Below are 17,831 nucleotides of genomic sequence, written 5' to 3' on the forward strand. Positions count from 1 at the left end.
GAACTCATTCAGCCTCCGAATCCCCTGACTTCATACATGCAGAAAATCCACGTCATTGCCCGCAAGGAAGACTTCGACGCCGCCAAGGCACCCGGCAAGATCGCCGTGGTGCTGGACATCATCTTCGCCACCAGCACCATCATCACCGCGCTGCAGCGCGGCGCACGCGCCGTGATCCCCGCCGCCGACCAGGCCCAGGCCCTCGAACTGGCCACCGCCAGCCGCGACGGACGCTACGTGCTGGCCGGCGAGTACGGCGCCGAAACGCTATCCGGCTTCCAGCCCTACAACCCGCTGGCCATGCTGGATCTCGACCTGGAAGGCCGCGACCTCATCTATTCCACCACCAACGGCACGGTCGCCCTGCGCGCGGCCAGTGCCTGCCAGCGCGTGTACGCGGGCTGCCTGCTCAACGCCAGTGCCGTGGCGCGCCACGTGGCGCAGAACTCCCACGATCAGACCATACTGCTGCTGTGCTCGGGCTCGCGCGGCATGTACTCGCTGGAAGACCACTACGGCGCCGGCTGTTTCGTGCACCTGCTGCGTGAATATGCCGGTGCCGAGCACGTGGCCCTGACCGACGCGGCCATTGCCGCCCTGCGCCTGTTCGAGCAAAACGAGGCCGTCGAGACCCTGGCCGCGTCGCGCATCGGCCGGCGCATGGCGGCCAAGTCCATGCTGCCCGATATCCAGCACAGCGCCGGCATCGACACCTGCCCCTTCGTCGCCGAGCTGGTAGACGGCAGGGTCGTCCGTGCCTGAATCTCTCGCACCTTTGGCCGGGCGGGCCAGTCACAGCACCAGCCCCGCCGCCCCCTCCGAGTTCGACGCGTTCAAGCTCGAACTGAGCCTGTCCCGGCAAGAGATCTACCGCGAGCTGTACCAGCAGAACAAAGACCTGGTGCGCATCAAGAAAGAGCACGTGGCCGTCAAGAACCTGGCGCGCATCATAGAATCCACGCTGCGGCTGGCCAATTCCAAAGGCTTTCATGCCATGTCGCTGCGCGATCTATGCGCCGATTCAGGCATGAGCGTGGGCGGCCTGTACGCCTACATCAAGAACAAGGACGACCTGATCCACCTGATCCAGAGCCACGGCTTCATACTCACGCGGCGCACGCTGCTGGCCCATACCGCCGGCATAGCATCCCCGCGGGAAAAGCTCTATGCGGCGATCAAGTCCCATATCTACCTGAGCGAGCTGATGCTGGCCTGGTTCAGCTTCTCATTCATGGAGGCCAAGAGCCTGCCCCGCAAAGAAAAGCAAGAGGCCGTCGCCGCCGAGCTCGAGATCGAGGACATCATCTGCGGCATCATCGAACAAGGCATCGCCTGCGGCGCCTTCAGGCCCGCCAACGCGCGCCTCTTGTCCTCCGCCACCAAGGCCTTGATGCAGGACTGGTACCTGAAACGGCGCAAGTACCGCAACCAGGGCGTGCACGTCAGCCAATACGCCGCGTTCGTGCGCGACATGCTGGAAAGCTGCCTGCTGCCGCAAAGCTGAGCCGACGGAACCAGCGGCCGCCGCCCGCCCCCGCCCTTCATCGCACCCACGCTTCACAAGAATGCCCCCACACACGGCAGTGCGCGTGCGACAGCATGCCTGTCGACGCCGCGTGGGTCTCCCCGCTTGATCAGAATCGATAAAGCGCGGCCGGATTATCCACCAGCACCTTGCGCAGCAGCGCTTCGCCGGGCAACCAGTCGTGTATCTCGGCGAACAGGCCGGCGGGATCGACGCGGCGATAGGCGCTGACCTGGGTACGCTCTTTCCCCGGGTCGCGGTTGGTATGCGGCCAATCGCTCGCCCACAGGATGCGATCCGGGTTGGCTGCGATAAACATGCCGGCCAATTCGCGCGCGGCGTGCCCTGCCGCCCCGGGCAGCCGATAGGCGCCCGACAGCTTGACGTACAAGCGCCCGTCCCGCAGCCATGCCAACAGGCGCGCAAGCCCGGCATCGCCGGCCGGCGTACCCGCCGGCACCATCGCGAAATGATCCAGCACCAGAGGCACCCGCAATGCATCGAGGCCGTCGAGCGCGGCCGCCATGGTCTGGAACGAGGCGTAGATCTGCACATGCCAGTCCAGTCCCGCAAGACGCGGCGACCATTTGGCGAGGCTGCCGCGCACGGCATCCGGATCCCCGCGGCCCGTGCTCTCCAGGTTCAGGCGCACGCCCGCCACCCCTGCCGCCGCCAGCCGTTCCAGCGTCCGGTCATCGGCATCGTCCGCGACGACGGCAATCCCGCGCGCCGCACCGTCCATCTCCCGCAGCGCATCGAGCAGGCAGCGGTTGTCCGTGCCATAGACGCTGGGCTGGACGATGACCGCCCGCTCCAGCGACAAGCGCGCCAGGTGCGCGCGCAGATCCTGGACGCCGGCGGGCGCGGGCGTGTAGGGGCGATCCGGATCCATGGGATAGCGGCCGGCCGCACCGACGACATGCACATGGCAATCGCAGGCGCCTCGCGGCAACGCTGCGGCGCTGCTCATTTGCCGGCCACGCGACGCGCCAGCGCAAGCCCTGTGTCCCGGGTTCCGAGGCGGCCGCAAACGTCGCGCGTGGCTTCCCCGGCTTCGATGGCCTGGGCCACGCCCTCGGATATGGCCTTGCCGGCATCCAGGAAGCGCGAATCGCCATGGCGCTGGCCGTGCCAGCCCAGCAGCATCGCCGCCGACAGCACCAGGGAAAACGGGTTGGCGATGTCCTGGCCCGCGATATCGGGGGCCGAGCCATGCGCGGCCTGGGCCATCGCGTAGCGCGAGCCCGCGTTCAGCGAGCCGCCCAGGCCCAGGCTGCCGGACAGCTCAGCCGTCAGATCCGACAGAATGTCGCCGAACATATTGGTCGTGACAATTACATCGAAACGCTGCGGCGCGCGCACTACATGCGCCATCATCGCATCGACGATGAAGTCGTCCACCTGCACATCGGGAAATTCTTTTGCGACCTGTTGACAGATGTCGATGAACATGCCATCGGCAATCTTCAGCACGTTGGCCTTGTGCACGATGGTCACATGACGCTTGCGCGTCACGGCCAACTCGAAGGCCGAACGGGCGATGCGCTCGCAGCACTGCCGCGTGATGCGCCGCAGAGATATCGCCACGTCCGGCGTGATCAGCATTTCGCTGGAGCCGGACTCAATATTGCGGTCGGCATAAAAGCCTTCGGTGTTCTCGCGCACCACGACGAGATCGAATTCTCCCAAGCGCGCCGGCATGCCTTTATAGGTGCGCGCCGGCCGGATGTTCGCGTATAGATCGAGTTCCTTGCGGAAATATTTCGACGGGTTGATTTCGCCCTTGGATTCATCCTTGAAGTCATACGTGGCCATGGGGCCGAGCACCAGGCCGTCGGCCGCCTTCACCTTGTCCAGCAAGGCCTCGGTGACGGTGGCACCGTGCAGCTTGAGGCTGTCGTGTCCGGCGGCCTCGCGCTCGAGCTGCAGATCCAGCCCGTAGCGGCCGGACGCGGCCTCCAGCACTTCGAGGGTGGCCGCGGTAATTTCGGCGCCGATGCCGTCGCCGGGCAGAACTATTATCTTCATCAAAAATACCTTGTCGTGAAGGGTTGCGGCAATCAGCCTATGGTGATGCCCGTCGTTTTGAGCAGGTCGCGATACTTGAGGGCTTCGGCCCGCACGAACTCGGTGAATTGCTCGGGAGTGTTGGCTTTCACGACGGCGCCGTCGGCTTCGAAGCGCGTACGGATCGCAAGCGTGGCCAGCAGTTCATTGATGTCGCGATTGAGCTGCCCGATGATCGGCGCCGGCGTGGCCGCGGGCGCGAAGTAGCCGCCCCACAAGCTGTAGCTGAAGCCTTTGAGCACGGTCTCGTCGATGGTCGGCACATCGGGCAGCGCGGGCATGCGCCGCGTCGAAGCGACGGCCAGCGCCTTGACGGAGCCCGACTTGATGTGCCCCATCGCCGCCGACGCGCTGGAAAAGAAAAAACCGACCTGGCCGCTGATGACGTCCGTCATCGCCTGGCCGGCTCCCTTGTACGGCACATGGATCATGTCGCAGTGGGTTCCCAAGGCCAGGGCGGCAGCCGCCAGATGGCCGGGAGTCGCCGTTCCCGACGAGGCATAGGCGACCTGCTTGGGCTTGCCGGCCGCCAGCGCAATCAGCTCCTGGACGCTTTTGAAGGGCGACTTCGCCGACGTAATCATCACCAGCGGCGAGTCGCCCACCAGCGCGATCGGCGCGAGATCCTTGAGCGGATCGTAACCGGCTTTCTTGTTGGCCAAGGGAATGATGGCGATCTCGCCCGTCTGACCCAGCAGCAGGTTCAAGCCATCGGGCTTCTCCCGCACAATGTAGCGGGTGCCCAGCATGCCAGTGGCGCCAGGACGGTTCTCGACGATGACGGTCTGCTTGAGCAGTTTGCCCAATGGGTCGGACAGCACACGGGCAAAGAGATCGCCCTGGCCGCCGGGCGCATAAGGCACGATCACATTGACGGAGTGGGCCGGATATGCCTGCGCGGCCAAGGCGCTGCGCTGGCCCGCCGCCAGCAGCACGGCAGCGCAGCCGGTAGTCAGAAAATGTCGGCGGCCGACATGGACGGCGCCGGCCCCGCTCCCTTCCGCATCGGCCTTGCGATTCATCGTAACGCTGGATTTCATGCTTGCTCCTGGTTTCATGGCGCACCTTGATTACGTGCCGCGGACGGTTCGCGCGCGCCGCGCCGCACCCGTCTTCGGTGAGGGATGCGGGTCAGGTGCACTCACCCGCTCTCTGAGAATCTTCAGCCGCTCGAGGAACGCCTGACGGATGTGATGCCTGGCCGCCTCTGCCGCGGCCCGCGGATCGCGCGCGCGGATGGCGGCAACGATGGCACGGTGTTCGCCGAGCGCGACATCGGAACGCTGTGGATTCTGCAGCGTGCTGCGACCAAGCAAGTACGTGGTTTCAGTTACCGCCTTCAGGGACCGTATCAAGTGCTGATTATGGGCGGCGCCATAGATGGCATCGTGAAACGCGAGATTCAAGGCCACCGGGTCGTCGCCGCAGCGCGACTCTTCCGCCAATATGGATTCCATATTGTCGATTTCGGCATCCGTGGCATGGCGCGCGGCGAATTCCGCCGCCGCGGCTTCCAGTATCTCGCGCATGGCATACAACTCGGTGACACCCTGCTGGTCGATGCGGGTGACAACCAGGCCACGGCGCGGCTCGTGCGTCAGCAGGCGCTCATCTTCGAGCCGCTTGAGCGCCTCGCGGACAGGCGTGCGCCCCATGCCCAGCAGGTTGGCGACTTCGATCTCGCGCAGCCTGTCGTCATGGGAAAAAAAGCCGCTGAGAATCTTCTGCTTGATGTCGTTGTATGCGGCAAAGAACTGCGTGTTGTGCTTGGATACGGGCATGCTTGGCAGAGTGCAGGAAAGTTTCACGCAATTGACACTGCGGACAAGCGCCCCGCGGCCGGCCCGGGCGCCGGAAGCAATCCTGTTGCATGCCGGCCGCCGGAATGGCCGGTACCTTGCACGGCCCAGCCTGGCAGCTCCATGCATGCTCGTCCACAACGTTTAATATATTTTTGCATACATAAATATATTAAACAAGGACAAGATATCCCGGTGCCGGAAAATTCCGGGGACAGGCCCCGGCAACGAAACGCCCCGAAAGCCGTAACGACTTTCTATGGAGACAAGGAAATCCGGGCAGAGACTTGCGGATCCATCGGCACGGGATGCCAGTCGACGGCGATGCGGCCGGACGCGGAATGCGGCGCGGTGCCGCGCCGCGGCGGTTCAGCCGACGGCCACATGGCTGTCGCGGCGTGCGTCGCGCGCGCCGACATAGCAGCCATCATTGCGTCGCAGCAGTATCTGCATGCCGCCGAAATCCCAGGTACTGGTTTCCCGCTGCGTGATCTCGTGCCCCAGATCGGCCAGCGCGCGCACCGTATCCGGCGCGAACCCAGGCTCGAGCACCAGCCGGCGGCCATTGCCGACCTTGAAGCGCGGCGCATCGACCACGGCCTGCGGCTGCTGCCCATAGGCGGCCAGCCTTACCGTCAGCTGCACATGGCCCTGCGGCTGGAAGATGCCGCCGGTCGAGCCGAAGGCCGCCACGGATCCGTCGGCACGCTCGAGAAACCCGGGCAATATGGTGTGCAGCGGCCGCGCCCCGGGCGCCAGCCGCGCGGGCGAGCCCGGATCCAGCGAAAAGCAGGCACCGCGATTCTGCAGCGCAATGCCGGTGCCCGGCACCACGATGCCCGAGCCGAAACCCATATAATTGGACTGGATGAACGACACCATCATGCCTGACGCATCGCCCGCGGCCAGATACACAGTGCCCGACGCGGCGGGCAGGATCTGCCCCGGATCCAGCGCGGCCCGAGGGTCGATGCGCGCGGCATCCTGCTCGATATTTTCCCGCGACATCAGTGCCGCGGCGTCCGCATCCATATTGCGAGGGTCGCCCAGGCGGCTCGCCAGCCGGGCGAATGCCAGTTTCATGGCTTCGATCTGCAGATGCAGGCTAGGTGCCGAATCGACCGGGTGGCGGGCGACGTCCAGCCGATCCAGCACGGCAAGCGCATACAAGGCGACTACGCCCAGGCCATTGGGCGGCATTTCGGACAAGATCGTGTCCCGATAACGCCCGCGCAATACCTCGACCCAATCGGCCCGGTGCGCGGCCAGGTCTTCCTGCGTAAGGCAGGCACCGCTAGCCGCCGCATGATCGGCCAGCAGCCGCGCAGTATAGCCAGTGTAGAAGTCGGCGCCGGAAGTGGCGGCGATCCGCTCCAGGGTCTCGGCCATCTCGGGCTGCGTGAACAAGGCGCCGGCCGGTGGCGCCGCGCCCTCGGGCAGAAACACGCGGCGAAACTCTTCCTGCCCGCCCAGCACTCGCGCCTGCTCCGCCCATTTGCGGGCCACGCCTGGCGAAACGCGGAACCCATGGCGTGCGTAATGCAGGGCCGGCCCCAGCAGCTCTGCGAACGGCAGCGAGCCATAGCGGGCCGACAAGGCCGCCCAGGCCGACACGGCGCCCGGCGTGGTTACGCTGTCCCAGCCGCGCTGCGGCAGCCGCTCGCCGTAGCGCGCACGCATGTCAGCGGCATCGGCCCGCAGGCCGGCGCGGCCCGTGGCGTTCAGGCCGTGCAGCCCGTCGCCTTGCCTGACCATGGCATACGCGTCGCCGCCGATGCCGTTATTGGTCGGCTCGACCACGGCAATGGTCGCGGCAGCCGCGATCGCCGCGTCCACCGCGTTGCCGCCCCGCTCCAGCATGCGCAGCCCCGCCTGCGCCGCCAGCGGCTGCGTGGCGATCACCATGCGCTCGCCGACTACGGGCTTGAGTTCGACGGGATACGGGCATGCCTCGTAGTCCTGCTGCTCGATCGGCAGGCCGGCTTCGGCTTGCAGCGCCGGGCCGACGCCCTCTTCGACGCCACCGGCGCCCGCCCGGCCAAGGCTCTTGCTCATCGACGCGTCCTCCCGCCGCCGCACGACATCCGCCGCGAGGCGGGGTGCGTGCTCATGGCTTCAGTACCAGCCCCGCCTGATCCACCACGCGGTGCCACTTCACTGCCTCTTGCTTGACGAAGGCGCTGAAATGGGCCGCGGTTTCCGGCTCGGGCGTAATGCTCAGGCGCTTGAACTGCTTTTCCACATCGGGCTTGCGCAAGGCCGCGTTGATCTTCTGGCTAAGCAGTTTCGTCACGTCCGCCGGCATGCCGGCCGGCCCGAAAATGCCGAACCATGCCGTTACTTGGTAATCTTTCAGGCCCAGTTCGGCAAGCGTGGGCAGCTTCGGCAGGAACGGGCTGCGCCGCGCGCCGGTCGTGGCCAGCGCATCGACCGTCCCGGCGCGGATATGCGCGATGGACGTGGGCACCAGGTCGAACATGGCATCCACCTGCCCGCCCAGCAGCGCATTCATGGCGGGCGCACTGCCGCGGTAGGGTATGTGAGACAGGCGTACGCCGGCCTGCTGGCTCAACAGCACACCAGCCAGGTGGTTCGAAGTACCCAGTCCGGCCGAGCCATACGAGATCGAACCCGGCTTGGACTTGGCCAGCTTCAAGAACTGCTGAAAGCTCTTGACGTGCAGCGAAGGCCGCGTCAACAACACGAACGGCATCGAGGCAAGCCGCGCCACCGGCGTGAAGCTCTTGACCGGATCGTAGCCCGCCTTGGGATTGACTGCCGGGGTCATGGCGTTGGAGCTGACCGTGCCCATCAGCAGCGTGTAGCCGTCCGGCGCCGCGTTGGCCACATAGCGCGCGCCTATGATGGCGCCGGCGCCGGGCCGGTTGTCGACGACCACGGGCTGGCCTAGCTGGGCCTCCAGCTCTTTGCCCATGACCCGGCCCAGGATATCGGCCGAGCCGCCCGGCGGATAAGGAATCACCAGATGTACGGGCCGCGAGGGGTACCCTGCCGCCCACGCATTACCCGCAACCGTCGCGCACAGCACCACCATACAGGCCCCCAGGCCCACTGCAAGCCGCTTGATCATGGTATGTCTCCTCGCCTTTGCGGCAAGTGGTTTTAATGTGAAAGAAGCCTCTTTCATCCTCGGGGGTGGCCGCAACTGCCATCCCCGTTAATGTTGCTGTTAATGTTGCAAGAACGGGCAAGCCTCAGGCCGAGACCGCCGCCTGTCCGTCGAGCTCTGGAATTTCGGGAATTTCTATGCCATAGACGGACACGTCGGCACGGATCTCTTCCAGCGAGCGCCGGATGATGCCGACTTCTTCGTCCGGGTGCGTCGCCCCCAGGCCATAATCGGCCGCCAGCGCGCGGTTGCGCCCGGCGCGCAGCCGTTCGTCTTCGGGAAGATTGACGACGGCGTACACGCCGTTGAGCAGCGAGCCCTGCAGCTTCTTGGCGAACTGCCGGCCCAGCAGCGCCTTTTCGTCGGCCCCCAGGGTTTCGAAGAAGTGCCGCATGATGATGCGACCGAACTGTATGTGCCGGGCCTCGTCGCGCAGTATGAGCTTGCAGGCCTGCTGGATCGACGCGTAGCGGGCGTTCTCGTAGCGCGCCTGCAGCAGCTCGCCCGACAACTTTTCGAACAGCGTGTTGACTGCCAGGCTGCCGAAGAACGACATCGACTTCTCGGCGCCTTCTTCGTGAAAGCGCGGGATGATGGACTTGAAGTATTCGGCGCGCGGCGTGGGCTGGTAGCCGCCCAGCGCCTGGGCGATGTGAAAGGAAGCCTCGTGATGGCGCAGTTCTTCGGCGATGAAGTTCACGACGTGCTGCTTCACCTCGAAGGGCTGGTGGCCGAAGATCGCGTCACGCAGCCGCTCGGCGCCATAGGGTATGGCGCCATGCTCCATCCACGCCCGCAGGCTCCACCATTCCGCGCCGGCGGCGCGCACCTCGGCGGGAATGTCGGCCTGTTCAATGTCGGTATGGTCGATGCTGCGCGGATCCCAGGCCAGTTCGCGCGCCTGCTCGCACAACTTCCAGATATCGGGAAACTCGAGTTCCGAAACCACCGGATAAGGATTCGGTACTGGAGTCAATTCCTCCAGCAAAGATGGCTGCATGGTTGTCTCCTGTCGAATTGCCGTCGGCATCGCCGCAGAACTGCGGAACTGCGGAACTGCGGAACTGCGGAACTGCGGAACTGCGGAACTGCGGAACTGCGAATTCAGTATAGGAACAGCCAGGCAATATTTCCAATACTATTCATACGACTTCGTAATATCATTAATATATTAAAGAGAGCCTGTCCGCCACACCCGGGCCCAGTCTGTTCGAAGGCGTCTGTCTTGAGGGCGTGCCTGCGCGCCCAGCCCGTGCCTCGGCCCTTATGTTCTTGTCCCGAGGCGGCAGGCTCTGTGCGCACCAGCGCCATTTCCAGACAGCCGCACACCGGCAAGGAGATCCGAGCCATGGTCGACATCAGACAATTGCAGCAATTCGTCATGGTGGCCACTGAACTGAACTTCGGCCGCGCCGCGCAGCGCCTGCACATGTCCCAGCCACCCCTGAGCACCGCCATACGCCGCCTCGAACAAAGCGTGGGTGCAAAGCTGCTGGATCGCACCAAGCACTATGTGCGCCTGACGCCCGCAGGGGAAATTTTCCTCGAAGAGGCGCGGCGCACCATCGCACAGGCGCACTTCGCCATCGAAGCGGCCCAAGGCGTAGCGCGCGGCCTGACCGGCGTATTGCGCCTGTCCTTCGTGCCCAGCGCCGCACTGGACTTCCTGCCCGGGGTACTGCAGCGCTTCCAGGCGGCCTATCCCAGCCTGCGCCTGGTACTCACCGCCGACACCACCCGCAAGGAAATCGATGCGCTGCACGCCCAATCGGTGGACGCCGCAATCATCGTGCCGCCCCTGGCGGATACTTCAGGCCTGGATATCTCGGTGCTGCGCACCGCAACCATGGTGCTGGCGGTTCCCGGCAAGCACCGCCTTGCCGGCCGCAAGAGCGTCGCGCTGGCCACCCTGTCGCGGGAGGCCTTCATTTCCTTCCCTTTTACCGAAGGCAGAGGCTTTGCCGGCGCCGTGCTGGCGGCCTGCCACGCGGCGGGCTTTACACCTCGCATCGTGCAGGAAGCTTCGCAAATGCTGACGATACTCACGCTCGTGGCAAGCGGACTGGGCGTGGCGGTCGTGCCCGGCGCGATGAAAGCCATGCATCTGGACAACGTCAGCTTCGTGGAAATTGCCAACGCACGCAAGCTGCTGCACTACGACCTGGCCCTGGTGTCGCAAAGCAACCGGCGCAACGCCATGATCGAGGCTTTTGTGGAAATAGCGAGGCAGGATCCGTAGACGGGAACCAGGATAGGCGTGCCAAGCGGCCCGAAGCTATCTGCCCGTAGGGGTATAGAGCCCGTGGATGCCCCGTGGATGCCCCGTGGATGCCCTCAGCCGCAGTGTATCGAGCTGAGCGTACCGTGCTCGTCGATGATGATGTCCAGGCGCCCCGGGTTGTAGCCCATAGTCATGACCTGCCCCGGCTTCACAACCTGCAGCGCCGAACTGCCGGAACGTTTTTGCGCCTGTTCGGCCAGCGACTGCGAGAACTTGCTGCCGACCAGGGATTGCACCGCATCGTCGTTGCAAACACCAGCCTGGCTGCCCATGCCAGCGATTCCCGACCCGCCCATGCCCATGTCCGCACCGCCCTCCGAACTGGAAGTCAGTGCTGCATCGGAGGACGAGGCAGCCCCGGGGGCATGCAGCCCGGTAGAAGCGCAGGCCGCCTGCATACTCAATACCGCGACACAAAACAGCTTCCTGATCATGTGGACTCCTTACTGATAGGCACGTGTCTAATCTCTACCTGTATATGATAGTTGATAGAGGCGGGAAAGGTCTCGCAGGCGCCTGCACGCACCCTGCGGCGGGTTGAAGGCCCGGGCATGCCGCTGTCGAAGCGGGATCTCCGCAACGCGGCCAGCGGCCGCCAGAACGTTCTCGAAATTTAATATATAATTCACGTCTTGCCGCAGCCGGCCCCCTGCCACAGAGGGCGCTGAACAGGCTTTCGGGCTGTTAGCTCAGTTGGTAGAGCAGCGGACTCTTAATCCGTAGGTCGAGCGTTCGAGCCGCTCACAGCCCACCAGAAATACCAAGCACTTACGCCAACCCTTCGGGGTTGGCGTTTTGCTTTTCCGGGTTCTACTCCATTTCCAATGAGACGGGTATTGGCTCTACCCTGTTATCGGGCTCTACCCCATAATTAGACGCTCTTCCCCACTTTCGGGGAATCAGGGCATGCACTACACTCGGTTAATCACACCGGCCCAGCTGCACTGGGCCAAACCCCGCATGCGGAGCCCTGCCCACAATCGGGAAAGCGGCATCCATCAAACTCTGCTAATCAAGGTAAGATCGGCCGGAAGGGAGATATCGCCGATGAAAAAAGAATCCGGGCGCAGTTTTTTTGACAAGTTCTGCGCGGCGGGGATCCGCCCCGTATGCCCGAAATGCGGCCATGAAGGGTTTATTGCGCTGCTTGACGACGCCGTGGTGAATGCGGACAAGCCGATGGCCGTCATCGCTTGTGCGTCTAAAAGCTGCCACGCAGCGATCAGCGTCCTTCCGGCAAGCGCGGTATGGGACGACTAGCGGATCAGGGCGATTGTCCGAATAGCCGGCCACCTTATTCAATACCGTTGCACAACGCGCGCCAATGGTGAATTGGCGCGTACCACGACAAGAAACAACCGCCGGAACTGCTGGCACCAATCAAAAATCAATGGAGGCCGACAGCAGGAAGGTACGTGGATAACTCTTGATGACGAAGCCACTAAGATATGTCTCGCCTATCCAATAACTTTTGTTGAACAAGTTTTGCACATCGAAGCGCAGGGTTACCGGCTTGCCGGCGATGTGCGTGGCATAACGCAGGCCGGCATCATAGCGGACCCAGCTGGGAATATTCTGCGTATTCGCGGTATTAATCTCCATGCTGCCGGTGTAAATGGCCCGTGCGTTGACCGACATGCCATGCATCCACGGTAAATCCCACTCCACACCGGCATTGGCCAGCCACTTCGGCACACCGAACGCTTGGTTGCCGTTGTATGTATTGCCAGCGCTCTTGCGTATAACGGCTTGTGTATACGATGCCCCGCCCAGAATACGCAGACCGGGCCTGATCTCACCGAAGATGTTCCACTCGACGCCCCGGTTGCGCTGTTTGCCGTCGGCGCTGTATACGGTGGTAACCGGATCCTTGATCAAGCTGGGCTTGTCGATCTGGAACACGCTCAGAGTGTTTGTAACGTGCCCCAGATCCCATTTGACGCCTGCCTCGTACTGCTTGGACTTGTAAGGCGCGAAAGTCGAGCCATAATTCGCAGCGGTAATGTCCGATACCGTTGTTCCCGGCGTCAGCCCTTCGATGTAGTTGGCATACAGAGAAACACTCTTCCAGGGCTTGACCACCAGGCCAACCATAGGGGTCAGGGCGCTGTCGTCATATTCGGCCGTGCGCGCCCCGGCCGCGTTGAAGTTTTCGGTTTTCACCCACTGCCGGCGCCCGCCCACCGTAAGCTGTATGCGATCATCCATGATGCCCAGCGTGTCGGCCAGGGCGATCCCACGTAAAGTCGTACGGGTGGTAAGACGGGCTTCGCCAGGCAGATTATTGGCAAAATCGAAATCCACGGGATCGTAGATATTGGATTTCATCGTCTCGCCGTTGAGGTAATTCGAGCCTATCTTGGTGCGAACCCCATCGACCGCCAAAGACAGCTTGTGCGACACCGCGCCGGTTCGGAAGCTGCCGCTCAGGCCGGCCTCGCCGGATTCCCCGTCCTTCGAAAGGCGCCCATTCAGCGCGGTCGCAGTGAAGTTGCCATACGGGTCGACCCCGCCGATGGCATTGATGCCGGCCATGGTCGCGCGGTTGCTGGATACTCCACCCGTTACATAAGCCGTCCAATGGTCGGCGACATCGTATTCAACGCGCCCCAACGCCATGGTGGTATTGCTGCGGTAGGCCGAGCCGGCAAAGGGGTTGACCGAGTTCCGTGGGGCATCGGGTACGGAGGTTCCAGCGAAGCCTATGTAGCGCGGGTAGCCGTCGACAGCAGAGCTCTGCGTGGTCACGTCCAGCGAGGCGCGCAGCCTGGTTCCGCGATAGTCCAGCCCCAGCGCACCCAGCGCCAACCGGTTGCTGTTGTGGTCTATGGCGGTGTCGCCATCACGGTATACCCCGTTTAAACGGACACCAAATTGCTGCTCGTCGCCAAAGCGCCTGCCAAGGTCAACATGCGTGCCTACCTGTCTGTCAGATGTGTAATCTACGGCCAACCGGGTCAGAGGATCATCCGTAGCCCGCTTGGTATGGACATCGATCAGACCACCGACCGCACCGCTGGGCGACATACCGGCGATCAATGCCGTGGGCCCCTTCACAACGTCCACGCGATCAGCGATCGCGGTTGGAATCGATTCGCCGAACCACAGTCCATACAGGCCATTGACCGCGAGTGAGTCCTGATAAAAGCCACGAACGGTGAAGTCCTGAAACATGCCGCCCGGAGGGCTCGACACGCGTATGGATGGGTCGTTTTCCACCACGGCACCTACCGTGCGCGCCTGCTGGTCGGTGATCAGCTGGCTAGAGTAGCTGGTGACGTTGAAGGGCGAATCCATGATGTCCTTGCCACCCAGCAGGCCCAGTGCTGCACCGATATTGACCTGGCCGCCGGCATAGGGAATGACTGCGTCCACAACGGGGGACGCCTTTACGGTCACGGTGGACAATTGAGTGACCGCCCCCTCAGGCGCGGCACGCAGCACGTAGCCGCCCTCCGGTTGCCGATCCGCAGCCAGGCCCGTTCCCGCCAACAAGCGAGCGAGCCCACTAGCAACGCTGTATGCGCCGTTCAGGCCCCCCGTGCGGGCATGCGCGACCAGCGCTGCATCATAGGAAATGTTGACGTGGGAAGCGCGTGCATACGAATCTAGCGCGGAAGCTAATGAGCCTGCCGGTATTGCAAAGTGTACGACCTCGGCCGCCCGTGACTGTGCGGCAGCAACAGCCGAGTGCAACAAGCCGGCGCCGCCAAGCAACAGGCTGGCGCAGACTGCAAAGTTGGAAACCCGCCGTGCGGACGGAGACGAAACTCGACGTAGAGGGATGCGCATAAAGGCTCTAGGAAGTAAGGTTGAATGTATAAGGAACTTCACCCTAGGCCGAACGAAAGCTCAAAACCCCTCACGAATTTTTCAATTTATTTGTAACTTCACTGTCGCACCCCGCCCCTTCCGTCAGCGCGGGGGCCCACATGAACCCACAACGGAGTGTAATAAGTGATTTGTAGCGACTGAGTGCGGGCCAGGAAGCGCAATACACCGTCGGTATCGCCGACATGGAACGTACCCGATACCCGGCGGTCGGCGATGCGCGAATCACAGACGATGCGGCCACTGCGGTAGCGCGCCACCTCGGCCAACAAGTCGGCGAGGCGGACGCTGCGGCTGCTGATGACGCCGTCCATCCAGCCCATCGGGTCGATGGGCGGCCGCGGCGAGCGGCCCGCCCCGGCGTCGGAAAGCCAGCCGCTCTGCCCCGCGCTCAATACCAGGGAACGACCATTGGCCGGCAACAGGCGGATCGCACCCTCGTCCACGAACAGGCTGCTTGAAGCCTGCTCTATCCTGACGGTGAAGCGTGTGCCCAGCGCCTGGGCGAGCCCATAGGGTATACGTACGAAAAAAGGCCCCAGCGCTGCGCCCGTCTCGTGGCCGGTTCGGACGTAGATCTCGCCACGCCACAGCGTCAGGAGGCGCCGGCCATTGGACTGGCTGAAGGAAATGGCCGTGTCCGAATTCAGGTCGACTACAGTCCCGTCAGCGAGGCGTACGCTGCGCAGTTCGCCCAGGCGCGTGCTGTGATCGGCGAGAACACGCTGCCACGGGCTGTACTCGTATGCGATCCAGAATGCGAGCGGCGAAATTACGCCCAGAGCCGCGATCCTGCGCAACGCACTGCGGCGCCGGTCGCGCCGTTGCGACCGCTCGTCATCGAGCTTGCGCAGGACATCCACCGCCACGCCGCCGCGCATGCCAGACATGGCGCCGAACATGGCCTGTACTCGATCCCAAGCCACGGCATGCAAGGCATTATCGGCAAGCCAGACGTCGAACGCGGCGCGCGTTTCGGCGCTCGGAGTTCCGAGCTGCAGCTTAACGGCCCAATCGATGGCCGCATTGACGATAGCCTGGGGCGGAGCCGGGGATGCCATGATCAGGATTCGAACCACACGGCGTAGCAATGTCGCAAGGCCTTTGCCACATGCCTCTCCACCGTAGACAAAGAGATATCGAGCTGCTGCGCCGCCTGAGCACAGGTCAGCCCCTCTAACTGCACCAGCAAAAAAGCGGCACGAACCGCCGGCTTCAAAGTATCCAGGGCTCGATCGATCAGCGCCATGGTTTCAAACAACGCGACGCGCGCCTCAGCGGAAGGAGCATACTCGCGCGGCAGGTGCGACAACGCTTCGACCCAGGCGCGATGCAGGTCGCGGCGCCGCCAATGGTCGATGACCAAGCCGCGCGCAATACTGCTGAGATACGCACGCGGCTGGTTCAGCGGCAGGGGCCTAGGCCGGGCAAGCAGTCGGGTGAAGACGTCCTGGCTGAGATCTGCGGCATCGTGGCCATCGCCCAAACGCCGATGCAGCCAGCCGACCAGCCAACCGCCGTGATCCCTGTACAGCTGGGCGACGGATGAATGGACGTCAGGATGCCGAGTCGCCATAAGCCTGTATGCATAGGAAGGCCACGGAGCGCAATATGGCCGTGTGGCCTGAACCGCGGCAGCTTGAAATAGTTATCAGATAATAGTAATAGTTATCATTATTATTCTAGCAACTATATGGCACGCCCGCAAGGGCGGCTCATAGGCAAGCAGATTTAGGTACTCCACATTCGCACGGAGTCCGCACCCCGCTCAGGCAATCGCCGATGGATTCCCAAGCGCGGACAAGGCCTCGGATCAGCCCGCATCAAAAGAGGAGATGTGGCTCCAGTAAGAAGCGCAAGACCGGATGCAGGCGAGACAGGCGCGGGGGTATCGCTTCACCCCTGGTTTACGCTACTTGGCTGCAGCGACGGAACAGCCAAGCGCCGCTCGCGCACGCTGCGGCGCTTCAGCCACAGGTACAGACCACTGACGAGCACGACGATGGTGGAGAGGTCGAGCAATACCCACAGGATCTTCAGCGGCATGCCGCCATAGTCGCCGAAATGCAGCGGGCGCGATACTTCCAACAGCCGCAGGTAGGGCGGCATCTTGACCTTGTCCGTGATCTGGCCAGTTAGAGCATCGATCAACACGGGTGTGAACAGACGCGAAGTCAGCGGCGTATCGCCTTTGGCCCAGGCCAGATAATGATAGGGGCTGCCGAAAGGATTACCGGGGGGAAACAGAAGCATGACTGTATGCCCCGGCAGCGCTTGCACCGTCGTATTGAATACTTGCTCGGGCGAGACCCAGTCCTTGCGCACCGGCACGGGATGGCCTTTGTACGGGGCAAGCATGGCCTGCACTTCAGTACGGTTCCAGTATTTGAATAGCGGCGTCGACAACTCGTTCATTACTCCGGTCGCCCCGACCACTAGAGTCCAGACAGCCAGCACAATGCCCAGCAGATTGTGCAGATCCAGCCATTTGATGCGCTTAGAGCGACCGGCACGCACCGTGCCGAAATCCAGCTTCTTCATGAACGGCCCATAGAGCAGGACACCCGAGACAATGGCTGCCACGAATAGCAGCCCCATAACGGCCAGGAACAATGCACCGGGCAAGTCCAGGAAGATATCGGTATGCAGATCGCGCACCAGCTTCATGAAAGCGGAGCCCGGGTTGGCGGGCACGGTCGAGTCGTTCAGCAACGCGCCGCTGTGGGCATCGAATTTGAGCGAATGGTTTTTCGACCCAGGCCCGAGAAAAGTCTTCCACGACGGCGTCATGTAGACGATGACTTGCGGTTCGTCGTCGTCGATCAGGAACGACGTAATGACCTGCCCCGGATAACGGGCGTGGGCGTCATCAGCAAGCTTGTCCAGGCTGACACGCGGCGTGCCCGCGTCGACTTGCGCAAAAGGCGGATCGGTGTTGGTCAGCGCCGCGATCTGATCTTTGAAGATCAGCGGCAACCCCGTGATGCAAAGAAACAGTAGGAATACCGTGCAAATCAGGCTTGACCATTTATGGACGAAATACAAGCGCCGTGTTGCGATCAGGGCGGACATACAGGGATTGCCGATAGAAAACAGAGTGGAGCCATAGTACAAGGCTACAGCCTTCATGACCATACCCCTCTAGTTATCTATCGTCTGGGTAAGGCCACACGATCGAGGCATGTCTCCACCTATTGG

General features: G+C 63.0%; 16 protein-coding genes and 1 tRNA gene. 5 read left to right on the forward strand and 12 right to left on the reverse strand.

Annotation, left to right across the window (positions count from 1 at the left end):
* Positions 1 to 36: 36 nt before the first annotated feature.
* Positions 37 to 762, forward strand: coding sequence for a 2-phosphosulfolactate phosphatase (locus tag CEY11_RS20175; RefSeq protein WP_088605222.1), 726 nt, complete (start codon positions 37 to 39; stop codon positions 760 to 762).
* Positions 755 to 1,504 carry a TetR/AcrR family transcriptional regulator gene (locus CEY11_RS20180; RefSeq protein ID WP_233154998.1) on the forward strand — a complete coding sequence of 250 codons (750 nt, stop codon included), beginning with the start codon at positions 755 to 757 and terminating at the stop codon, positions 1,502 to 1,504. The genes CEY11_RS20175 and CEY11_RS20180 overlap by 8 nt, the downstream gene beginning before the upstream one ends.
* A 130-nt stretch (positions 1,505 to 1,634) precedes the next feature.
* On the opposite strand, the gene CEY11_RS20185 is transcribed toward CEY11_RS20180, so the two are convergent.
* The 7 genes from CEY11_RS20185 to CEY11_RS20215 form a co-directional block, all read right to left on the reverse strand.
* Positions 1,635 to 2,495: an amidohydrolase family protein gene (locus tag CEY11_RS20185; RefSeq protein ID WP_233154999.1), complete on the reverse strand. Its 861-nt coding sequence runs from the start codon at positions 2,493 to 2,495 to the stop codon at positions 1,635 to 1,637.
* Complete coding sequence (locus tag CEY11_RS20190) at positions 2,492 to 3,553, reverse strand: isocitrate/isopropylmalate dehydrogenase family protein (protein WP_088605224.1); 1,062 nt, start codon at positions 3,551 to 3,553, stop codon at positions 2,492 to 2,494. Before CEY11_RS20190 ends, CEY11_RS20185 begins: the two co-directional genes overlap by 4 nt.
* A gap of 32 nt (positions 3,554 to 3,585) precedes the next feature.
* Positions 3,586 to 4,632: a Bug family tripartite tricarboxylate transporter substrate binding protein gene (locus CEY11_RS20195; protein ID WP_233155000.1), complete on the reverse strand. Its 1,047-nt coding sequence runs from the start codon at positions 4,630 to 4,632 to the stop codon at positions 3,586 to 3,588.
* A gap of 30 nt (positions 4,633 to 4,662) precedes the next feature.
* A complete protein-coding gene (locus CEY11_RS20200; protein ID WP_088605225.1) occupies positions 4,663 to 5,373 on the reverse strand; it encodes a GntR family transcriptional regulator in 711 nt (236 codons plus the stop codon).
* A gap of 387 nt (positions 5,374 to 5,760) precedes the next feature.
* Complete coding sequence (locus CEY11_RS20205; RefSeq protein WP_408608155.1) at positions 5,761 to 7,296, reverse strand: gamma-glutamyltransferase family protein; 1,536 nt, start codon at positions 7,294 to 7,296, stop codon at positions 5,761 to 5,763.
* Between the two features lie 202 nt (positions 7,297 to 7,498).
* Positions 7,499 to 8,482, reverse strand: a complete 984-nt coding sequence (locus CEY11_RS20210; protein ID WP_233155001.1) for a Bug family tripartite tricarboxylate transporter substrate binding protein — start codon at positions 8,480 to 8,482, stop codon at positions 7,499 to 7,501.
* A 124-nt stretch (positions 8,483 to 8,606) separates the two neighbouring features.
* The gene (locus tag CEY11_RS20215) at positions 8,607 to 9,521 is read right to left on the reverse strand and encodes a ferritin family protein (RefSeq protein WP_088605227.1); all 915 of its coding nucleotides are present in this window, start codon (positions 9,519 to 9,521) and stop codon (positions 8,607 to 8,609) included.
* A 348-nt stretch (positions 9,522 to 9,869) separates the two neighbouring features.
* On the opposite strand from CEY11_RS20215, the gene CEY11_RS20220 reads away from it, so the two are divergent.
* Positions 9,870 to 10,760, forward strand: coding sequence for a LysR family transcriptional regulator (locus tag CEY11_RS20220; protein WP_088605228.1), 891 nt, complete (start codon positions 9,870 to 9,872; stop codon positions 10,758 to 10,760).
* Between the two features lie 95 nt (positions 10,761 to 10,855).
* Here CEY11_RS20220 and CEY11_RS20225 read toward each other — a convergent pair whose 3' ends face one another.
* On the reverse strand, positions 10,856 to 11,236 hold the full coding sequence (locus tag CEY11_RS20225; RefSeq protein WP_088605229.1) for an I78 family peptidase inhibitor: 381 nt from the start codon (positions 11,234 to 11,236) through the stop codon (positions 10,856 to 10,858).
* Between the two features lie 244 nt (positions 11,237 to 11,480).
* Between CEY11_RS20225 and CEY11_RS20230 the strand changes: the two genes are divergently transcribed.
* Together CEY11_RS20230 and CEY11_RS20235 are read left to right on the forward strand one after the other, a co-directional pair.
* Positions 11,481 to 11,556: transfer RNA gene (locus tag CEY11_RS20230), tRNA-Lys, on the forward strand.
* Between the two features lie 293 nt (positions 11,557 to 11,849).
* Entirely contained in the window at positions 11,850 to 12,062 is a 213-nt protein-coding gene (locus CEY11_RS20235; RefSeq protein ID WP_088605230.1) for a hypothetical protein, read from the forward strand.
* Between the two features lie 120 nt (positions 12,063 to 12,182).
* On the opposite strand, the gene CEY11_RS20240 is transcribed toward CEY11_RS20235, so the two are convergent.
* From CEY11_RS20240 to CEY11_RS20255, 4 genes are all read right to left on the reverse strand, one after another.
* Positions 12,183 to 14,594: a TonB-dependent receptor gene (locus CEY11_RS20240; RefSeq protein ID WP_088605231.1), complete on the reverse strand. Its 2,412-nt coding sequence runs from the start codon at positions 14,592 to 14,594 to the stop codon at positions 12,183 to 12,185.
* A gap of 98 nt (positions 14,595 to 14,692) precedes the next feature.
* A complete protein-coding gene (locus CEY11_RS20245) occupies positions 14,693 to 15,694 on the reverse strand; it encodes a FecR domain-containing protein (protein WP_088605232.1) in 1,002 nt (333 codons plus the stop codon).
* Between the two features lie 2 nt (positions 15,695 to 15,696).
* Entirely contained in the window at positions 15,697 to 16,209 is a 513-nt protein-coding gene (locus CEY11_RS20250; RefSeq protein WP_088605233.1) for a sigma-70 family RNA polymerase sigma factor, read from the reverse strand.
* A 320-nt stretch (positions 16,210 to 16,529) separates the two neighbouring features.
* Complete coding sequence (locus tag CEY11_RS20255) at positions 16,530 to 17,705, reverse strand: PepSY-associated TM helix domain-containing protein (RefSeq protein ID WP_088605314.1); 1,176 nt, start codon at positions 17,703 to 17,705, stop codon at positions 16,530 to 16,532.
* Positions 17,706 to 17,831 lie beyond the last annotated feature (126 nt).

Source organism: Candidimonas nitroreducens (assembly GCF_002209565.1).
In the GTDB taxonomy this organism is placed as follows: Bacteria; Pseudomonadota; Gammaproteobacteria; order Burkholderiales; family Burkholderiaceae_B; genus Candidimonas; species Candidimonas nitroreducens.

What these genes read in the sequence shown, in the direction of transcription:
- CEY11_RS20175 (WP_088605222.1), top strand. Translation starts at nt 37, where the DNA reads ATGCAGAAAATCCACGTCATTGCCCGCAAGGAAGACTTCGACGCCGCC.
- CEY11_RS20185 (WP_233154999.1), bottom strand. Translation starts at nt 2,495, where the DNA reads ATGAGCAGCGCCGCAGCGTTGCCGCGAGGCGCCTGCGATTGCCATGTG.
- CEY11_RS20190 (WP_088605224.1), bottom strand. Translation starts at nt 3,553, where the DNA reads ATGAAGATAATAGTTCTGCCCGGCGACGGCATCGGCGCCGAAATTACC.
- CEY11_RS20195 (WP_233155000.1), bottom strand. Translation starts at nt 4,632, where the DNA reads ATGAAATCCAGCGTTACGATGAATCGCAAGGCCGATGCGGAAGGGAGC.
- CEY11_RS20200 (WP_088605225.1), bottom strand. Translation starts at nt 5,373, where the DNA reads ATGCCCGTATCCAAGCACAACACGCAGTTCTTTGCCGCATACAACGAC.
- CEY11_RS20205 (WP_408608155.1), bottom strand. Translation starts at nt 7,296, where the DNA reads ATGGTGATCGCCACGCAGCCGCTGGCGGCGCAGGCGGGGCTGCGCATG.
- CEY11_RS20210 (WP_233155001.1), bottom strand. Translation starts at nt 8,482, where the DNA reads ATGATCAAGCGGCTTGCAGTGGGCCTGGGGGCCTGTATGGTGGTGCTG.
- CEY11_RS20215 (WP_088605227.1), bottom strand. Translation starts at nt 9,521, where the DNA reads ATGCAGCCATCTTTGCTGGAGGAATTGACTCCAGTACCGAATCCTTAT.
- CEY11_RS20220 (WP_088605228.1), top strand. Translation starts at nt 9,870, where the DNA reads ATGGTCGACATCAGACAATTGCAGCAATTCGTCATGGTGGCCACTGAA.
- CEY11_RS20225 (WP_088605229.1), bottom strand. Translation starts at nt 11,236, where the DNA reads ATGATCAGGAAGCTGTTTTGTGTCGCGGTATTGAGTATGCAGGCGGCC.
- CEY11_RS20235 (WP_088605230.1), top strand. Translation starts at nt 11,850, where the DNA reads ATGAAAAAAGAATCCGGGCGCAGTTTTTTTGACAAGTTCTGCGCGGCG.
- CEY11_RS20240 (WP_088605231.1), bottom strand. Translation starts at nt 14,594, where the DNA reads ATGCGCATCCCTCTACGTCGAGTTTCGTCTCCGTCCGCACGGCGGGTT.
- CEY11_RS20245 (WP_088605232.1), bottom strand. Translation starts at nt 15,694, where the DNA reads ATGGCATCCCCGGCTCCGCCCCAGGCTATCGTCAATGCGGCCATCGAT.
- CEY11_RS20250 (WP_088605233.1), bottom strand. Translation starts at nt 16,209, where the DNA reads ATGGCGACTCGGCATCCTGACGTCCATTCATCCGTCGCCCAGCTGTAC.
- CEY11_RS20255 (WP_088605314.1), bottom strand. Translation starts at nt 17,705, where the DNA reads ATGTCCGCCCTGATCGCAACACGGCGCTTGTATTTCGTCCATAAATGG.